Source organism: Streptomyces sp. NPDC060366 (genome assembly GCF_042725135.1).
Taxonomy (GTDB): domain Bacteria; phylum Actinomycetota; class Actinomycetes; order Streptomycetales; family Streptomycetaceae; genus Streptomyces.
Window position 1 is genome coordinate 46,213 of sequence record NZ_JBHXDC010000012.1, and the last position, 15,559, is coordinate 61,771.

Here is a 15,559-nt window from a genome sequence, read left to right on the forward strand (position 1 = left end):
CCTAGGGGTATCTGCACGCGACGCGGAGGAGAATGCCAGTCATGAGCACCACACCGGCAACCGACACACCCGCCGAAGCCCCCGGCGCCACCGGCACCACCGGCGCCCCGGGCACCGTCAAGGTCGACGTCGAGCTGGCCATCGGTGGCATGACCTGCGCCTCTTGCGCGGCCCGTATCGAGAAGAAGCTCAACCGCATGGACGGCGTCGAGGCGACCGTCAACTACGCCACCGAGAAGGCGAAGGTCAGCTACGCGGAGGGCGATCTCTCCGTACAGGACCTGATCGCCACCGTCGAGAAGACCGGTTACACCGCCGCCGAGCCACCCCCGCCCCTACCGGCGGGCGGCGGCGGTACGGAGCCGGGATCCGGCGGCGCGGCGAGCGGGGCCGGCCGCGCCGACGACGAACTGCGCACGCTGCGGGAGCGGTTGATCACCGCCGTCGTCCTCTCCGTGCCCGTCATCGCGATGGCGATGGTGCCGGCGTTCCAGTTCGAGTACTGGCAGTGGTTGTCGTTGACGCTCGCCGCTCCCGTCGTCACTTACGCGGCGTGGCCGTTCCACCGTGCGGCGTGGACGAACGCGCGGCACGGCGCGGCGACGATGGACACGTTGATCTCGGTGGGGACGTCGGCGGCGTTCGCGTGGTCGTTGTGGGCGCTGTTCTTCGGGACGGCCGGCACCCCGGGAATGACGCACCCGTTCGAGCTGACGATCGCGCGGGGCGACGGCGCGGGGAACATCTACCTGGAGGCGGCGGCCGGTGTCACCGCGTTCATCCTGGCCGGCCGGTACTTCGAGGCCCGGTCCAAGCGCAAGGCCGGTGCCGCGCTCAAAGCTCTGATGGAGCTGGGGGCGAAGGAGGTCACCGTCCTGCGCGACGGCCGGGAGACGACCGTCCCCACCGGTGAACTCGTGGTCGGAGACCGGTTCGTGGTCCGGCCCGGCGAGAAGATCGCCACCGACGGCACGGTCAGCGAAGGCACCTCCGCCGTCGACGCCTCCATGCTCACCGGCGAATCCGTCCCCGTCGAGGTCGCACCGGGCGACACCGTCACCGGAGCGACCCTCAACGCCGGCGGCCGCCTGGTCATCACCGCCACCCGGATCGGCGCCGACACCCAACTCGCCCGCATGGCCCGCATGGTCGAAGACGCGCAGAACGGCAAGGCCGCCGCCCAACGGCTCGCCGACAAGATCTCCGCCGTGTTCGTCCCCGTCGTGATCGCACTCGCCCTGGGCACTCTCGGCTTCTGGCTCGGCAACGGATCGGGCCTCACCGCCGCGTTCACCGCCGCCGTCGCCGTACTCATCATCGCCTGTCCCTGCGCCCTGGGCCTGGCGACCCCCACCGCCCTCATGGTCGGCACCGGACGCGGCGCGCAGCTCGGCATCCTCATCAAGGGCCCCGAAGTCCTCGAATCGACCCGGAAGGTCGACACGGTCGTCCTCGACAAGACCGGTACCGTCACCACCGGCCGCATGGCCCTCCTGGGCACCCACACCGCGCCCGGCACCGAGGAATCGGAACTGCTGCGGCTGGCCGGCGCCCTGGAGCACGCCTCCGAACACCCCATCGCCCGCGCGATCGCCACCGGCGCCACCGACCGGACCGGGCCCCTGCCCACCCCAGAGGACTTCGCGAACGTCCCCGGCCTCGGTGTCCAGGGCGTCGTCGAAGGCCACGCCGTCCTCGTCGGCCGCACAAAACTCCTCGCCGAATGGGAGATCCACCTCCCCGACGAACTCACCGCCAGGAAGGAAGAGGCGGAGCAGCAGGGCCGTACGGTCGTCGCGGTCGCCTGGGACGGCCGGGCACGCGGCATCCTGGAAGTCGCCGACGCCATCAAGGACACCAGCACCGAGGCCATCCGCCGTCTGCGCGCCCTCGGCCTGACCCCCATCCTCCTCACCGGCGACAACAGGGCCGTCGCCGAAGCCGTCGCCACCGAGGTCGGCATCAGCAGGCAGGACGTCTTCGCCGAGGTCATGCCCGAGGACAAGGTCGATGTCGTCAAGCGCCTCCAGGGCGAGGGCAGGTCCGTCGCGATGGTCGGCGACGGGGTCAACGACGCCGCCGCCCTCGCCCAGGCCGACCTCGGCCTCGCCATGGGCACCGGCACAGACGCCGCCATCGAGGCCGGCGACCTCACCCTCGTCACCGGCGACCTCCGCGCCGCCGCCGACGCCATCCGCCTCTCGCGCCGCACCCTCGGCACCATCAAGAGCAACCTCTTCTGGGCCTTCGGCTACAACGTCGCAGCGCTCCCCCTCGCCGCCGCCGGACTCCTCAACCCCATGATCGCCGGCGCGGCCATGGCCTTCTCGTCCGTCTTCGTCGTCGGCAACTCCCTACGACTGCGCGGGTTCAAGGCGACCGTCTGAGTGGTCCGACCGGTCGACGCCTGGTCCAGACCAAAGCCTTGACAGGGTGGCGCTTCACTTCTTAGATCGAAGAGGTGAAGCGCTTTCTGTCGTTTCCCGATCCACCTGTCTGTCATATGCATGACAGTCCCCCACTCAGGAAGGGATCGTCACATGCTCACCGGGACACGTCTCGTACAACGCCCACTCCGCCTTTTCCTCCTGCTCGCCGTCCTCCTCGGACTGGCCGCCGTACCCGCCATCGGCCCCGCGGCATCAGCGGCGGCGCCCGCGGCGAAGAAGGCCGCGGACTTCAAGGTCCTCGCCTTCTACAGCGGCACCTGGGACGCCGCGCACATCAACTTCGTACAAGAGGCGAACAGGTGGTTCCCTCAGACCGCCGCGGCCAACAACTTCTCGTACGAGTCGACCACCAACTGGAACCGGCTGACCGGAAGCGGTCTCCAGGGCGTGGACGTCGTCCTGTTCCTCGACGACCTGCCGAAGAACGCCGCCCAGCGTTCGGGCTTCGAGCAGTACATGCGTAACGGCGGGGGCTGGATGGGCTTCCATGTCGCCGCGTTCACGACGGGCGCCCAGCAGTGGCCCTGGTACCACAACGAGTTCCTGGGCAGCGGAAACTTCAAGTCCAACACCTGGGGTCCGACCACCGCCAAGCTGAAGACCGAGAACTCCTCGCACCCGGCGCTCGCCGGCATCCCGGCGACCTTCACCTCGTCGGTCAGCGAGTGGTACAGCTGGTCGAACAACCTCCGGTCGAACCCCGCCATCAAGGTCCTGGCCTCGGTCGACCCGTCGAGCTTCCCGCTCGGCACGGACCCCAACCAGTCCTGGTACAGCGGGGATTACCCCATCCTGTGGACCAACAACAACTACAAGATGCTGTACGCGAACTTCGGCCACAACGCCATGGACTACAACACCAACACCGGCCTGTCGTCCACGTTCGACAGCGCGACGCAGAACCGCTTCGTGATCAACGGCCTGAAGTGGCTGGCCGCGCAGTGACCTGTTGAGTCGGGGGGGTCGGTCCGGTCGGCCCGGGCGTCCGTCAAACGAGGCCGGTGACCGTCACCGTCACCGTCGCGGTCACGACGGTACGAGCCGGGTCACCGGCCTCCGCCACCGCTCCGAGCACCGCTTCACGCACCGCACGCGTCACATCCAGCGTGCGGTGCGTGCGCCGGGCGACGAACTGGACCTCGATGTGCCAGGAGGACGCGTCTCCGCCCGGCCGCACGCGTATGCCGGACTTCCGCCGATCACGTGACGCGTAGGAGGCCCGGACCAGGTCGGCGATGCCGGGGCGCAGGAAGGCCACCCCCGGCACCCGCTCCACCGCGTCGACGGCCGCCAGCGCCAGCCGGTCTCTCGTCGCGCCGGTCTCGTTCCGCGTCATCGGCCCTCTCCTCCGTCTCCGTCGATCCCGTCGGCCCCACCGTCTCCGTCGTCTCCGTCGTCTCCGTCGTCTCCGTCGAAGAGGTCGACGACGAGCACGTCGATGCTCTCCACCTCGATACCGATGGTGTCGCGCGCCGACGCGGCCACCCGCGCCCGGATCTCCTCGGCGAGATCCGGCAGGCCGAGGTGGAGTCCGGCCGCCACTTCCAGCCTTACGCGGACGGGCCCGCGTTCGCGCGGGCTGATGCGGCAGCTCCCCGCCCGTACCCCCGGCACCGACTCGGCCGCGCCCCGGAAGGCCCGTGCCGCCGCGGCCTCCACGATCCACAGGTCCTCGTCGGGTTCACCGAGTGGCAGGGGGCGGCCCGGCCGCAGCTCCAGCCGCACGATGTCCATGACACGGGCCGTGAGGTCGGAGACCTCGGCCGGTCCGGGCCGCTCGGCCCCACGCGTCCGGTCCACGGCCTCGCCGAGGGCGGCGAGATCGGCCAGTGCGGCGGAGCAGTAGGGGCATTGCGCGAGATGCGGATCGGCCACGCCGGACGGACCCCCAGCCGGGTCCCGGTCGTCCCAGGCATCCCAGACCGCGCTCAACTCCCGCCCGCACGGCAGCAGTTCGGTCCCGTTCTCGGCGGATTCCCCTTCGTCCCCCACGCCGTCTCCGGACCCGGGGCGGTCGGGATGCGCGTTCAGCGCCATGCGCTCATCGCCTCCGTCAGATAGCGGCGTGCGCGGAAGACCCTGCCCCGGACAGCCACCAGGCTGATCCCGACCGTCTCCGCGATGTTGTCGTAACTCATCCCGTGCAGCTCGCGCAGCACCCAGCACGCGCGTTGCTCCGGCGAGAGCCCGGCCATGGCCACCGCCAGCGCGCGTACGGCGGCGTGCGACTCGGCGGCGCGCACCGGCGAGGACTCGTGCTCGGGCGCGGCCGGTTCGGGTACGGAGTCGAGGTCCGTCGCCGGGCGGCGGGCGCGCAGCTGGTTGAGGCACCGGTTGGTGACGATGCGGTACATCCAGGTGCTGAATTCCGCGTCGCCCCGGAATTCGGGCAGCTTGCGCCAGGCGCTCACGAAGGCGTCCTGCACGGCGTCCTCGGCCTCGGTCCGGCTGCCGAGGAGCCGGGTGGCCAGTTGGAGCATCAGCGGCCCGTAGTCGCGTACGAGCGTCTCGAACGCTTCCTCGTCACCCTCGCCCGCGCGTACGGCCAGCAGGTTGTCGCCGGGCACTCGCCGACTCCTCTCGCCGCCTCGTCGTAGCCGTGTCCCTCGGTCCGACACGGCCCCTCACACGACTTCGACACGGGGGACGGCCGATCGTCACGCGCGAGCGGCGGAAAAGAATCTCGCGGTCGTGCGTGACGAAAGCCAGGTACCCGTGTCCAACGAGACGACAAGCGCGAACGGCACATGAACGACACCACGTGAACGACACAGAGAAGGAGGCTGTCCCATGACAGCGACCCAGGCGGCCCGGCCCCAGGAAGCGTCCCCCGTCTCCACGACCGCGACGAGTGGCCAGGGCGTGAGCTCGACGAGCCCCGGCGCGGCCGGCTCCACCACCCTCCGCAGCGGCGCCGTCGGAGCCTCCGAACCCGCCGCCACGCGCGGCCGGACCTCCATCGCGGATGTCGTCGTCGTGAAGATCTCCGGCATGGCGGCGCGCGAGATCCCCGGCGTGTACGACATGGGCGGCGGCCTGTCGCGGACGCTCGGCGCCGTACGCGACCGGGTACCGGGCGGACGCCCCAACGTAGGCCGCGGCGTCAAGGTCGAGGTCGGCGAGCGCCAGACCGCCATCGATCTGGACCTGGTGGTGGAGTACGGCGTACCGATCAGCGACGTCGCCCGCGACGTACGCGAGAACGTCATCGCGGCCGTCGAGCGGATCACGGGTCTTGAGGTCGTCGAGGTGAACGTCACCGTCAACGACGTGCGTCTGCCGGACGACGAGGACGAGTCGACCAGCGGCACCGACACGCGCGTCGAGTGAGCGGCCCGATGAACGCGTCCCTGGTGGGGTTGGCCGTCGGCATGGCCCTGGGCTTCGTGGGCTGGTTCGGCGGGTTCGGGGCGTTCCTGCTGGTGGCCGCGCTCGGAGCGGTGGGCTTCGTGGCGGGCCGGCTGGTCGACCAGGGCATCAGCCTGCGCGAGTTCCTGGACCCGGACGAACGGAAGCGCCGGTGAGCGCGGACGCCGGGGAGCCCGCGCCCTCGCCTCCGCCCGCGACTGCCGGCACGCTTGCGCCCGCCGACCGCGGCGCGACGCGGATCGCGGACCGGGTGGTACGGCGGGTGGCGGGCCGCGCCGCGGAGGAGGTGCTGGGTCCCCGGGGCGGGGGTGAGGTGGTGCGTACGTCGGTCGACGTACGCGGCAGCAGGGTGGACAGCGTCCATCTCGACGTCGGCATGGCCTACCCCGCGCATCTCGAGACGTCCGGTGCGGAAGTCCAGCGGCGCGTGACCGAACGCACCGCGTATCTCACGGGCCTGACGGTCGGCCGTACGACGGTCCGGATCACCCGCCTCGCGCGGTCGGCGGCGCCGGAACCCACCCGGTGGGCGGAGTCGGCGGAGTCCCCGAGCAGCTCCGGCCGCCGCCCCTGGTCCGAACGGCGCGCCCCGGCAGCCGTGTTCGCGCTGCTCGGCGCGGCCGTGAGCGGGGCGCTCCTCGCCGACGTCGTCGCGGTGGCGCTCGGCCGCGAACCGTCCGACGTGCGCCTGCGCACGCTGGACTGGCTGACGAGCCACGGTCCCGCGGACACGGCGGTGGCCGTCGGGGCGGCCGTGGCGACGGTGGCCGGCCTGTGGACGCTGTTCGCGGCGCTCACACCCGGACTGCGCGGTCGCCTGCCGATGTCGGCGAAGTCGGCGATGCCGGACGCGACGGGCGCCACGGACGCCACCACCACCGCCATCGACAGACCTGCGGCCGCAGCCCTCGTACGTCATCGCGCGGCCGACGTGCCCGGCGTCTCGCGCGTACGGGTCACGGCCGGGCGCCGCCGGATCGCCGTACGCGCGCGGATCGGTTTCGGTGACCCGGCCGACACGCGCGAAGCCCTCACCCGGACCACCGAGGGTGTCGTCGCCGGTCTCGGCCTGGCGAAGCCGCCGCGCGTACGGGTCCGCGTGAGCCGCGACGCGTACTGGCAACCACCCGGCACACACGACAGCGCACACGGCCAGGACCAGGACCACGAACAGAAGGAGGCGACCTCCCATGCCCCGCCCCCGGCTCCGGCCTCGGCCCCGTAGCGCCGTCGACCGCACCCTGTCGGCCGTGATCGGCGCGGGTCTGACCGGTGCGGGGGCGTGGGTCCTGACCGGCCACGAGACCGTACGCGAGCACCTGCCCGACTCGTGGCCCGCGGCGGCCACCGTCCACCCCGACGCCGCCCTGGCGGACCGCGCGCTGCTGTCCGGCCCGCGCGAGCACGGCTGGTGGACCCCGGCCGTGATCGCGGCGCTCACCGTCGCGTTCGTGCTGTTCGTGTGGTGGCTGGCGGCCCAGTTCCGGACCGGGCAGCCGCGCACGCTCCGCCTCCCCCGCCCGGGTCTCGGGCTCCGTACCCGCGCGCTGACGGCCGCCATGGAGGAGCGGACGGAGCGGATCCCGGGGGTGGACCGTGCCCGGGTGACCCTGTCGGGCCGGCCGCGCCGCCTGCGCGCGACCTTCTCCGTGCGGCTGGAACCGGACGCCGTCCCGGCGGACGTCGTACGGCGTATCGACGAGGGCCCGGTCGCGGACGCGCGCACGAGCGGCGAGGGCGGGTGGCGCATCCAAGCGGTCGTACGGCTCCGAGCCCCGGCACGCGGCCCCGCGCGCTCGCGCGGCGGGCTCCGCGGGACCCGCCGGGCCGACACCACACGTGCGCCGCTGCTCTGAGCCGCGTCGGACGCCCGCAGCAGGGCACCCTGAGGTCAAGCAGCACGGCGGAACGGCCACAGGTCGGCCACAGCGCCGCACGCACCCCCGTAACCGCCGCGACCGCTGTGACCGCCCGACACGACCGCCGAACACGAACACCGAACGGGGAGACGAGAGTGCCCAAGTCCCGCCCGGCACACGCCTGGTGGCACCCGCATCCACCGCGCGCCAAGCGTCCCCCGCGCGACGCCCGCCGCTTCGCCCGCGCGCTCCGGCGCACCCCGATCGCGCTGTGGCGGGACGACGCCACCGACTGGGCCGCCGCCCTCACGTACTACACCGTCCTCGCGATCATCCCGGCCCTTCTGGTGACCGTGGCTTCCATCGGCCTCGCGGGCGCCGAGGCGGCGGGCGAACTGGCCGACCAGATCACCTCCCTGGTCCCGGCCCAGTCCCGGCATCTGATCAGCGAGGCGCTCAACCAGATGACTCGCCAGCGCACGGCTGCCTGGCTGCTGACGATCTTCGGCACGGTCGGCGCGCTCTGGTCTGCCTCCAGCTATCTGGGTGTGTTCCGGCGGGCGCTGCACCGAATGCACGGCGCGGTCGACCACCGCCCGCCGTGGCGCAAGGCCCCGCGCATCGTGATCGCCGCGTGCGCGCTGCTCGCGCTCCTCGTCACGAGCGCGTTCACGCTGGTGCTGACGGGCGACGCGGTCCACCGGATCGGTCCGCTGCTGGGTGTGGGCAGTACGGCGACCGTGCTGTGGACGGTGCTGAAGTGGCCGCTGTTGCTGGCGCTCGCGGCGGTCCTCGTCCTCATCGTGTTCCGTACGGGCCCGCCAGGTACCCGCCATCTGCGGAGCTCGCTGCCCGGCGGGGTGCTCGCGGTGTTGCTGTGGCTGCTGATGTCGGCGGGATTCGCGCTGTACGCGGCGCACTCGGGTACGTACAGCCGGCTCTACGGCTCTCTCGCGGGCAGCATCGTCTTTCTCGTCTGGCTGTGGCTGTCGAACCTGTCGCTGGTGGCCGGCGCCCAGTTCAACGCTGAGCTGGCCGCCGGGGACAGGGCTCTAAGCTCTCCCTCCATGTCCGTTCACGACGCCCTCCGCAGCCGCTGGCTGCGCACCCTCGACGCGGTCCGGATCGGGGAGAGCGCCCCCGACCCGCTCCCCGATCCCCTCCCCTACGCCGAAAACCTCATGGCCCGCTGGGCCGAGCCCCAGCGCCGGTACCACAACACCGATCACCTCCTGGCCGTCCTGGACCACATCGACGCCCTCGCCGTGTACGCGGCCGACCCCGAAGCCGTCCGCCTCGCCGCCTGGTTCCACGACGCCGTCTACCGCCCCGACCGCTCCGAGAACGAGGAGCGCAGCGCCGTCCTCGCGGTCCGCGCGCTCACCGAGGCGGGCGTACGGGCCGACGTCACGGACGAGGTCGCCCGTCTCGTCCGCCTCACCGTCACCCACGATCCGGCGCCCGGCGACACCAACGGCGAGGTGCTGTGTGACGCGGATCTCGCGATCCTCGCGTCGGAACCGGAGGCGTACGAGGCGTACACGCGCGCCGTACGGGAGGAGTACGGGTTCGTCCCGGACGACGCGTTCCGGGCGGGCCGGGCGGCCGTACTGCGCCAACTCCTCGATCTGGAGCGGCTGTTCCGAACTCCCCACGGAGCGGAGCTCTGGGAGGGACGGGCCCGCGCGAACCTCACGGCCGAGCTGGAGACGCTCACCCACTGACCGGCGCACTCAGGAATGACGGGGCGGGGGTCGGTGGTTGTACGTGCCATGCCTGACTCCGCTCCCGTCGCGCCCAGCCGCGCCCGCATGCCACTCGCCGTGTACATACTCGGGCTCTCCGTCTTCGCCCTCGGAACCAGCGAGTTCATGCCTGTCCGGACTGCTGCCGCCGATCGCCGAGGACATGGATGTCAGCATCCCGCAGGCCGGTCTGCTGATATCCGCCTTCGCGATCGGCATGGTGGTCGGCGCCCCGCTGCTCGCCGTGGCGACGCTGCGGCTGCCCCGCCGTACGACGCTCATCGCGCTGATCTCCGTCTTCGGCGTGGGCCAGGTCGCGGGCGCGATCGCGCCCAACTACGAGGTGCTGTTCGTCTCACGTGTCGTCAGCGCGTTCGCGTGCGCGGGCTTCTGGGCGGTCGGCGCGGCGGTCGCCATCGCGATGGTGCCGAAGACCTCGCGTGCCCGCGCGATGGCCGTGATGATCGGCGGGCTGTCGATCGCGAACGTGCTCGGGGTGCCGGCGGGGGCGTTCCTCGGTACGCATCTCGGCTGGCGTTCCGCGTTCTGGGCGGTCGGCGCGGCTTCCGCGGTCGCGCTGGTCGGTGTCGCGACGCTGATCCCGCGCATCCCGCTGCCCGAGCGGAAGCCGGAACTGCGGCGCGAGCTGCTGATCTACCGCGACCGCCAGGTCTGGCTCGCGATCGCCATCACGGCGCTCGCGGCGGGCGGCGTCTTCTGCGCGTTCTCCTATCTGGCCCCGCTGCTCACGGACGTGGCCGGTCTCGACGAGGGCTGGGTCCCGACGGTGCTCGCGCTGTTCGGCGTGGGCGCGCTGATCGGTACGGTGATCGGCGGCCGGGTCGCGGACGCGCACCTCTTCGGGGTGCTGCTGAGCGGAGTGGTGGCGTCGACGGTGTTCCTGGCCGCGCTGGCACTCCTGGCGTCGAGCGCGGTGGCGGTGGTGGTGCTGTCGCTGCTGCTCGGTTTCTCGGCGTTCTTCACCGCGCCGGCGCTGAACGCCCGGATGTTCAACGTGGCGGCCGCGGCCCCGATCCTGGCGGGCGCGACAGCGACGTCGGCGTTCAACCTCGGCAACACGGGCGGCCCGTGGCTGGGTGGCACGGTGATCGACGCGGGACTCGGCTTCGCCTCGACGGCGTGGGCGGGAGCGGCGATGACGGTGCTGGCGGTGGGCCTGGTGGCCCTCGCGATACGCCACCAGCGGCCGGGCGGCACACGCGTGATCGCGAAGGGCTCGAATCAGGCCCGCCCGGCGATCGAGGACGCCTCACCAGCCCACCGGGCGGGCTGACAACGCCCGGCCGCCCAAAGCCCGCCCGGCGATTGAGGGCGTTCTCAGCCCGTCCGGCGATTGAGGACACCCGCCCACGGCCCGCACCGTGAAGACAACCCCGGCCACCTGAAGCCCGCCCGGCGATTGAGGGCGCCCGGCCGGCAGGCCGCCCGCCAACCGCTACCCACGCCACCGCTTCCGCTGCCGCAACCCCGCCCCCGTAAGCCTCCGCACCAGCTCCCGCGAGCCCACCTCCACCGCACCCGCGCGGACGGCGTCCCCGTACCGATGGGCCGGCACGTCGTAGTGATCGCGCTCGAACGCCCGCGCCGGACACCCGATCCCCGCCGCGAAGGCGTGCAGTTCCTCGTACGAGACGTCACTCACCAGATGCGACCACAGCCGCCCGTGCCCCGGCCAGGTCGGCGGATCGATGTACACGGTCACGTCAGCCGGCCCCCAGAACCGCGCCCAGCGACCCGACCGGCGCCACCACCACGGCCGCCTTCCCGCACACCCAGTGCGGATCCGCGCCCAACTCCGGCTCCACCTCCAGCGCGTGCGGCCCGCCCTCCGCCGCCAGCTCCGTCCGGGACTCGCCGCAGACGGGGCAGAGCGGCCAGCGACCGTGCGTCTCCAGGAGGGCGTCCTGTACGTCCTGGGCGACCAGGCCGACGACGAACTCGATCCCCTCCGGCCACTGCTCCACCCACCACCGCCGGTGCGACACGGCGTCTTCCACCAGCGAGACGATCTCGGCCCGCGCGACGTCACCCGCCGCGAGATCGGCGAGGACCAGGGCGCGTGCGGTGTGCAGCGCCTGTTCCAGGGGGTTCATGTCTTCCATGCACCCATTGTCGTACGCTCGAAGCTTCACATCCGTGTGAAGGATCGGCCGAGGGGGCCACATGCGTATCGGTGAACTGTCGGACCGCACCAGCACCTCCCGGCGCCTCCTGCGCTACTACGAGGAGCAGGGCCTCATCGTCTCCACCCGCTGCGCCAACGGCTACCGCTCCTACGACGAGCCGTCCGTCGACCGGGTCGTACAGGTCCGGGGGCTGCTCGACGCCGGGCTGCCGACCCGGATCATCAAGCAGATCCTCCCGTGCCTCGACAAGCCGAGGGTCATCCATTTCCCGGACGCGACCCCGGAGATGCTGGCGACGCTCGAAGTGGAACGGGACCGGATGACACGCCGGATCGACTGCCTGACCCGCAACAGGGACGCGGTGGAGGAGTACCTGGCGACGGTCCGCGCGACGGCCGCGCCTGTCGTGTCGAGCCCGTCCGGCGCCCCAGGACGCCCCGCGCCGCCGCCGACCCGACCCCTTGACGCACCCCCCGCCTGAAATTATCTTTCAGAGGTGACCAGTGACGTGAAGGAAATTTACAGCGGCGGCGCCCCTCCGGCCCCCGCCGCCCTCGCGGCCAAGGTGCGCACCCTCGCGCCCTCGATGACCCGCTCGATGCAGCGCGTCGCCGAAGCCGTCGCCGCCGACCCCGCGCGGACCGCCGCCCTCACCGTCACCGGTCTCGCCGAACTCACCGGTACGAGCGAGGCCACCGTCGTCAGGACCGCCCGCCTCCTCGGCTACCCCGGCTACCGCGATCTGCGTCTCGCCCTCGCCGGACTCGCCGCCCACCAGGAGTCCGGCGCGGCCCCGGCCGTCACCGCCGACATCGCCGTCGACGACCCGATCGCCGATGTCGTCGCCAAGCTCGCGTACGACGAGCAGCAGACGCTCGCCGACACGGCGGCCGGGCTCGACACCGTGCAGCTCGGCGCCGTCGTCACCGCCGCCGCGAGCGCGCGGCGTATCGACATATACGGCGTCGGCGCGAGCGGTCTCGTCGGCATGGACCTCGCGCAGAAGCTCCTGCGTATCGGTCTGATAGCCCACGCGCACAGCGATCCGCACCTCGCGGTCACCAATGCCGTCCAGCTCCGGCCGGGCGACGTGGCCATAGCGATCACGCACTCCGGCTCCACCGGTGACGTCATCGAGCCGCTGCGCGTCGCCTTCGACCGGGGCGCGACGACGGTCGCGATCACGGGTCGCCCGGACGGCGCGGTGTCGCAGTACGCGGACCACGTCCTCACGACGTCCACGGCCCGCGAGAGCGAGCTGCGGCCGGCGGCGATGTCCAGCCGGACGAGCCAACTCCTGGTCGTGGACTGCCTGTTCGTCGGGGTCGCCCAGCGGACGTACGAGACGGCGGCACCCGCGCTCGCGGCGTCCTACGAGGCGCTGGCGCACCGCCACTCACCGCGCTCGCGCTGATCCGGGGTCCGCGCACCCGCCGGTCGCCGCGCCCGCCGAACGCACGCCGCCCATCACGAACCCGCAACCGCACACCCGCGCGCCGCTGAACAGGCACGCACCGCTCGACCGCTCGACCGCATCACCAAAAACGGGGCTTCCTCAGGTTTCTGCCAGCTCGCCAGAAAGAGCCGCTTCTCCATGACCTCCATGCCCACCGATGCCTCCTCGACGTCCGGCGCCGGTAGTTCCGCCTCCAGCCCTTCCTCCTACGGCGAGCTCCGCGCCGAACTCGCGACCCTCACCACCGAGGCGTTCCGCCCCGAACTCGCCGAGATCGACCGCCGGTCGACCGAGGACATCGCCCGTGTCATGAACGGCGAGGACCAGACCGTCCCCGCCGCCGTCGCCGCGCAGCTCCCCCGTATCGCCGCCGCCATCGACGCCACCGCCGAGCGGATGGCCCGTGGCGGCCGGCTCATCTACTCGGGCGCGGGCACGGCCGGCCGTCTGGGCATCCTGGACGCCAGCGAGTGCCCTCCCACCTTCAACACGGACCCGTCGGAGGTCGTCGGCCTCATCGCGGGCGGCCCGGGCGCGATGATCAAGTCCGTGGAGGGCGCCGAGGACTCCAAGGAACTCGCGGCGACGGACCTGGACGAGCTGAAGGTGGGCCCGAACGACACGGTCGTCGGCATCTCGGCGTCCGGCCGCACGCCGTACGCGGTGGGCGCGGTCGAGCACGCCCGCTCGCTCGGCGCGCTCACCGTCGGACTGTCCTGCAACGCGGACAGCCCGCTCGCCGCTGCCGCCGATCACGGCCTGGAGATCGTCGTGGGTCCCGAACTGCTCACGGGATCCACGCGGTTGAAGGCCGGTACGGCGCAGAAGCTGGTCCTCAACATGATCTCGACGATCACGATGATCCGGCTCGGCAAGACGTACGGAAACCTGATGGTCGACGTCCGCGCGTCCAACGAGAAGCTGCGGGCCCGCTCCCGACGCATCGTCGCGCTCGCGACGGGCGCGGCGGACGAGGAGATCGAGGCGGCGCTGGCGGCGACCGACGGCGAGGTGAAGAACGCGATCCTCACCATCCTCGGCGCGGTCGACGGCCCCACGGCGGCGGGGCTGCTCGCGGACTCGCACGGACATCTGCGCGTGGCGCTCCAGGCATCGAAGGGGACCGCGGCCTCCGATTCGTAGGACCATGGGGCCGTAGGCCGTACGGCGTTCGCGACGTACGGCCCGCTCCTCTCCCCCGAACCCACTGGTAAGGAAAACCGCACATGACCACCGCCCAGCCCACCGACGTCCCGTCGGCCATATCCCGCGCCGAACTGCGCGGCCGGGCGACCGGCGCCGGCGTCATGGCCTTCTTCGGCCTCGGCTGGACGGCGTGCGGTGTCACGGACATGCCGGTGACGGCGGGCCGGGCGGTGTTCGCGGCCGCCGCACTCGCCTCGATCACCTTCGCGTTCCTGGCCGCCCGCAAGAGCCGCGCGGCGGCGAACGCGCCCACGGACGGCGACCCGACGGCGGACACCAAGAAGAAGGTGGGCCGGCGCTTCGGTCTGGTGGTCCTGGCGGAGTGGGTGGCCATCTTCGCGATCGCCCGCGTGCTGGTGGCGACGGACCACGCGGAGGCGATCCCGGCGTTCGTCGCGGCGGTGGTGGGCATCCACTTCTTCCCGCTGGCCCGCCTGTTCGGCATCCGCGCGTACCACCTCACGGGCGCGGCGATGTGCGCGTCGGCCCTGACGGCGGCCGTACTGGCACCATTGACCTCAACCGCCGCCCTGTGGACGGCACTTCCGGGCTTCGGCTCGGCGGCGGCGCTGTACGCGACGAGCGTGCACCTGCTGCGCGTCCATCGCGGTACGGATGGGCCCCGCCGACGCTCTTGAGCATCAGGAACTCGTCCGTGTCCGCCGGAGCCTTGTGCCGTGGGCGTCGGTCCTGGCTTCATGGACGGCATGAGGAATACGGCGTTCCGTTGGCGGGCTCGGCACAAGGAGCCCTGGATCTACGAAGAGGGAGCCGTCGCGGTCGGCGTCCTGCCGCCGTTGACGGTCCTGTTCTCCTTTGTCGCACCGGTCGTGGCCTGCCTGCTGGGGCTCTGGACCGTCGTCGGACTCGCGATGTCGGGACCGGCCTGGGTGCGTACATGGCGGTCGGTGGTCGAGGTGCGGGTGGAGACGGAAGGCGGGCGGCGGTTGCTGCTGCGGCAGCGGTACGGGCGTACCCGCGCCTACCCTCTCGACGCGGTGACCGCGGTGCGCCCGCTCCAGGTCGGACTCGTCTCACCGGTCTTCGTGGATGACGGAGACGACGACGAGTCCTGGGAGACCGACGAGATGGTGCTGCTTCTGGAGCTGGGCAAGGCGTCCCACACCACGTACCAGGCACCGCACATCACCTCGGCCCACATCGCACCGCTGGTCGAGGCCCTGCGGCGCGCCTGCCCCCACCTCGTCGTGGCCGAGACCGAGCACCGCATGCGCCACGCGGGCGATCTCGAACGGGGCATGTCCCCCGGCTGAGGGTGCACCGGACTCGCGGCGGAGCCCGATGCGCCTCACTCGACGGTCCCTGG

16 protein-coding genes and 3 pseudogenes are annotated in these 15,559 nt (G+C 72.0%); 14 read left to right on the forward strand and 5 right to left on the reverse strand.

The annotated features are described in order from the left end of the window. Positions 1-41 precede the first annotated feature (41 nt). Both ACFWHU_RS26280 and ACFWHU_RS26285 read left to right on the forward strand, forming a co-directional pair. Positions 42-2,387, forward strand: coding sequence for a heavy metal translocating P-type ATPase (locus tag ACFWHU_RS26280; protein ID WP_387227688.1), 2,346 nt, complete (start codon positions 42-44; stop codon positions 2,385-2,387). A 153-nt stretch (positions 2,388-2,540) separates the two neighbouring features. Continuing rightward, positions 2,541-3,383, forward strand: a pseudogene (locus ACFWHU_RS26285) (ThuA domain-containing protein); the annotation flags it as partial. A gap of 55 nt (positions 3,384-3,438) precedes the next feature. Here the strand turns inward: ACFWHU_RS26285 and ACFWHU_RS26290 are convergent. From ACFWHU_RS26290 to ACFWHU_RS26300, 3 genes are read right to left on the reverse strand one after another with little or no spacing between them, the layout of a single operon-like run. Next, the gene (locus ACFWHU_RS26290; RefSeq protein WP_385796591.1) at positions 3,439-3,786 is read right to left on the reverse strand and encodes an Asp23/Gls24 family envelope stress response protein; all 348 of its coding nucleotides are present in this window, start codon (positions 3,784-3,786) and stop codon (positions 3,439-3,441) included. Beyond that, positions 3,783-4,487, reverse strand: coding sequence for a hypothetical protein (locus tag ACFWHU_RS26295; protein ID WP_385796588.1), 705 nt, complete (start codon positions 4,485-4,487; stop codon positions 3,783-3,785). The genes ACFWHU_RS26290 and ACFWHU_RS26295 overlap by 4 nt, the downstream gene beginning before the upstream one ends. Beyond that, positions 4,478-5,017 carry an RNA polymerase sigma factor gene (locus ACFWHU_RS26300; RefSeq protein WP_387227690.1) on the reverse strand — a complete coding sequence of 180 codons (540 nt, stop codon included), beginning with the start codon at positions 5,015-5,017 and terminating at the stop codon, positions 4,478-4,480. Before ACFWHU_RS26300 ends, ACFWHU_RS26295 begins: the two co-directional genes overlap by 10 nt. A 223-nt stretch (positions 5,018-5,240) precedes the next feature. Between ACFWHU_RS26300 and ACFWHU_RS26305 the strand changes: the two genes are divergently transcribed. The 7 genes and pseudogenes from ACFWHU_RS26305 (at position 5,241) to ACFWHU_RS26335 (ending at position 10,717) form a co-directional block, all read left to right on the forward strand. Then, positions 5,241-5,780 (forward strand): Asp23/Gls24 family envelope stress response protein, encoded by a 540-nt coding sequence (locus tag ACFWHU_RS26305; RefSeq protein WP_387227692.1) that lies wholly within the window; start codon positions 5,241-5,243, stop codon positions 5,778-5,780. An 8-nt stretch (positions 5,781-5,788) separates the two neighbouring features. Continuing rightward, positions 5,789-5,974 (forward strand): hypothetical protein, encoded by a 186-nt coding sequence (locus ACFWHU_RS26310; protein WP_387227694.1) that lies wholly within the window; start codon positions 5,789-5,791, stop codon positions 5,972-5,974. Next, complete coding sequence (locus ACFWHU_RS26315) at positions 5,971-7,044, forward strand: DUF6286 domain-containing Asp23/Gls24 family envelope stress response protein (RefSeq protein ID WP_387227696.1); 1,074 nt, start codon at positions 5,971-5,973, stop codon at positions 7,042-7,044. Before ACFWHU_RS26310 ends, ACFWHU_RS26315 begins: the two co-directional genes overlap by 4 nt. Continuing rightward, entirely contained in the window at positions 7,010-7,675 is a 666-nt protein-coding gene (locus ACFWHU_RS26320; RefSeq protein ID WP_387227698.1) for a hypothetical protein, read from the forward strand. Before ACFWHU_RS26315 ends, ACFWHU_RS26320 begins: the two co-directional genes overlap by 35 nt. Before the next feature lie 158 nt (positions 7,676-7,833). Beyond that, positions 7,834-8,655, forward strand: a pseudogene (locus tag ACFWHU_RS26325) (YihY/virulence factor BrkB family protein); the annotation flags it as partial. Positions 8,656-8,745: 90 nt separating this feature from the next. Beyond that, entirely contained in the window at positions 8,746-9,402 is a 657-nt protein-coding gene (locus tag ACFWHU_RS26330) for a hypothetical protein (protein WP_385796654.1), read from the forward strand. 87 nt (positions 9,403-9,489) lie between these two features. Then, a pseudogene (locus ACFWHU_RS26335) lies at positions 9,490-10,717 on the forward strand (Cmx/CmrA family chloramphenicol efflux MFS transporter). Between the two features lie 162 nt (positions 10,718-10,879). Here the strand turns inward: ACFWHU_RS26335 and ACFWHU_RS26340 are convergent. Both ACFWHU_RS26340 and ACFWHU_RS26345 read right to left on the reverse strand, forming a co-directional pair. Beyond that, positions 10,880-11,146: a DUF4031 domain-containing protein gene (locus tag ACFWHU_RS26340; RefSeq protein WP_147876694.1), complete on the reverse strand. Its 267-nt coding sequence runs from the start codon at positions 11,144-11,146 to the stop codon at positions 10,880-10,882. 1 nt (position 11,147) lies between these two features. Beyond that, positions 11,148-11,546 (reverse strand): hypothetical protein, encoded by a 399-nt coding sequence (locus ACFWHU_RS26345; RefSeq protein WP_385796570.1) that lies wholly within the window; start codon positions 11,544-11,546, stop codon positions 11,148-11,150. 61 nt (positions 11,547-11,607) lie between these two features. On the opposite strand from ACFWHU_RS26345, the gene ACFWHU_RS26350 reads away from it, so the two are divergent. The 5 genes from ACFWHU_RS26350 (at position 11,608) to ACFWHU_RS26370 (ending at position 15,506) form a co-directional block, all read left to right on the forward strand. Further along, positions 11,608-12,051 carry a MerR family transcriptional regulator gene (locus ACFWHU_RS26350; protein ID WP_385796568.1) on the forward strand — a complete coding sequence of 148 codons (444 nt, stop codon included), beginning with the start codon at positions 11,608-11,610 and terminating at the stop codon, positions 12,049-12,051. A gap of 15 nt (positions 12,052-12,066) precedes the next feature. After that, a complete protein-coding gene (locus tag ACFWHU_RS26355) occupies positions 12,067-12,984 on the forward strand; it encodes a MurR/RpiR family transcriptional regulator (protein WP_381796916.1) in 918 nt (305 codons plus the stop codon). 180 nt (positions 12,985-13,164) lie between these two features. After that, positions 13,165-14,169 (forward strand): N-acetylmuramic acid 6-phosphate etherase, encoded by a 1,005-nt coding sequence (murQ, locus tag ACFWHU_RS26360; protein WP_385796566.1) that lies wholly within the window; start codon positions 13,165-13,167, stop codon positions 14,167-14,169. A gap of 83 nt (positions 14,170-14,252) precedes the next feature. Further along, a complete protein-coding gene (locus ACFWHU_RS26365; RefSeq protein ID WP_387227702.1) occupies positions 14,253-14,870 on the forward strand; it encodes a DUF7010 family protein in 618 nt (205 codons plus the stop codon). A 69-nt stretch (positions 14,871-14,939) separates the two neighbouring features. Next, positions 14,940-15,506, forward strand: coding sequence for a hypothetical protein (locus ACFWHU_RS26370; RefSeq protein WP_387227704.1), 567 nt, complete (start codon positions 14,940-14,942; stop codon positions 15,504-15,506). The last annotated feature ends 53 nt before the right edge of the window (positions 15,507-15,559 follow it).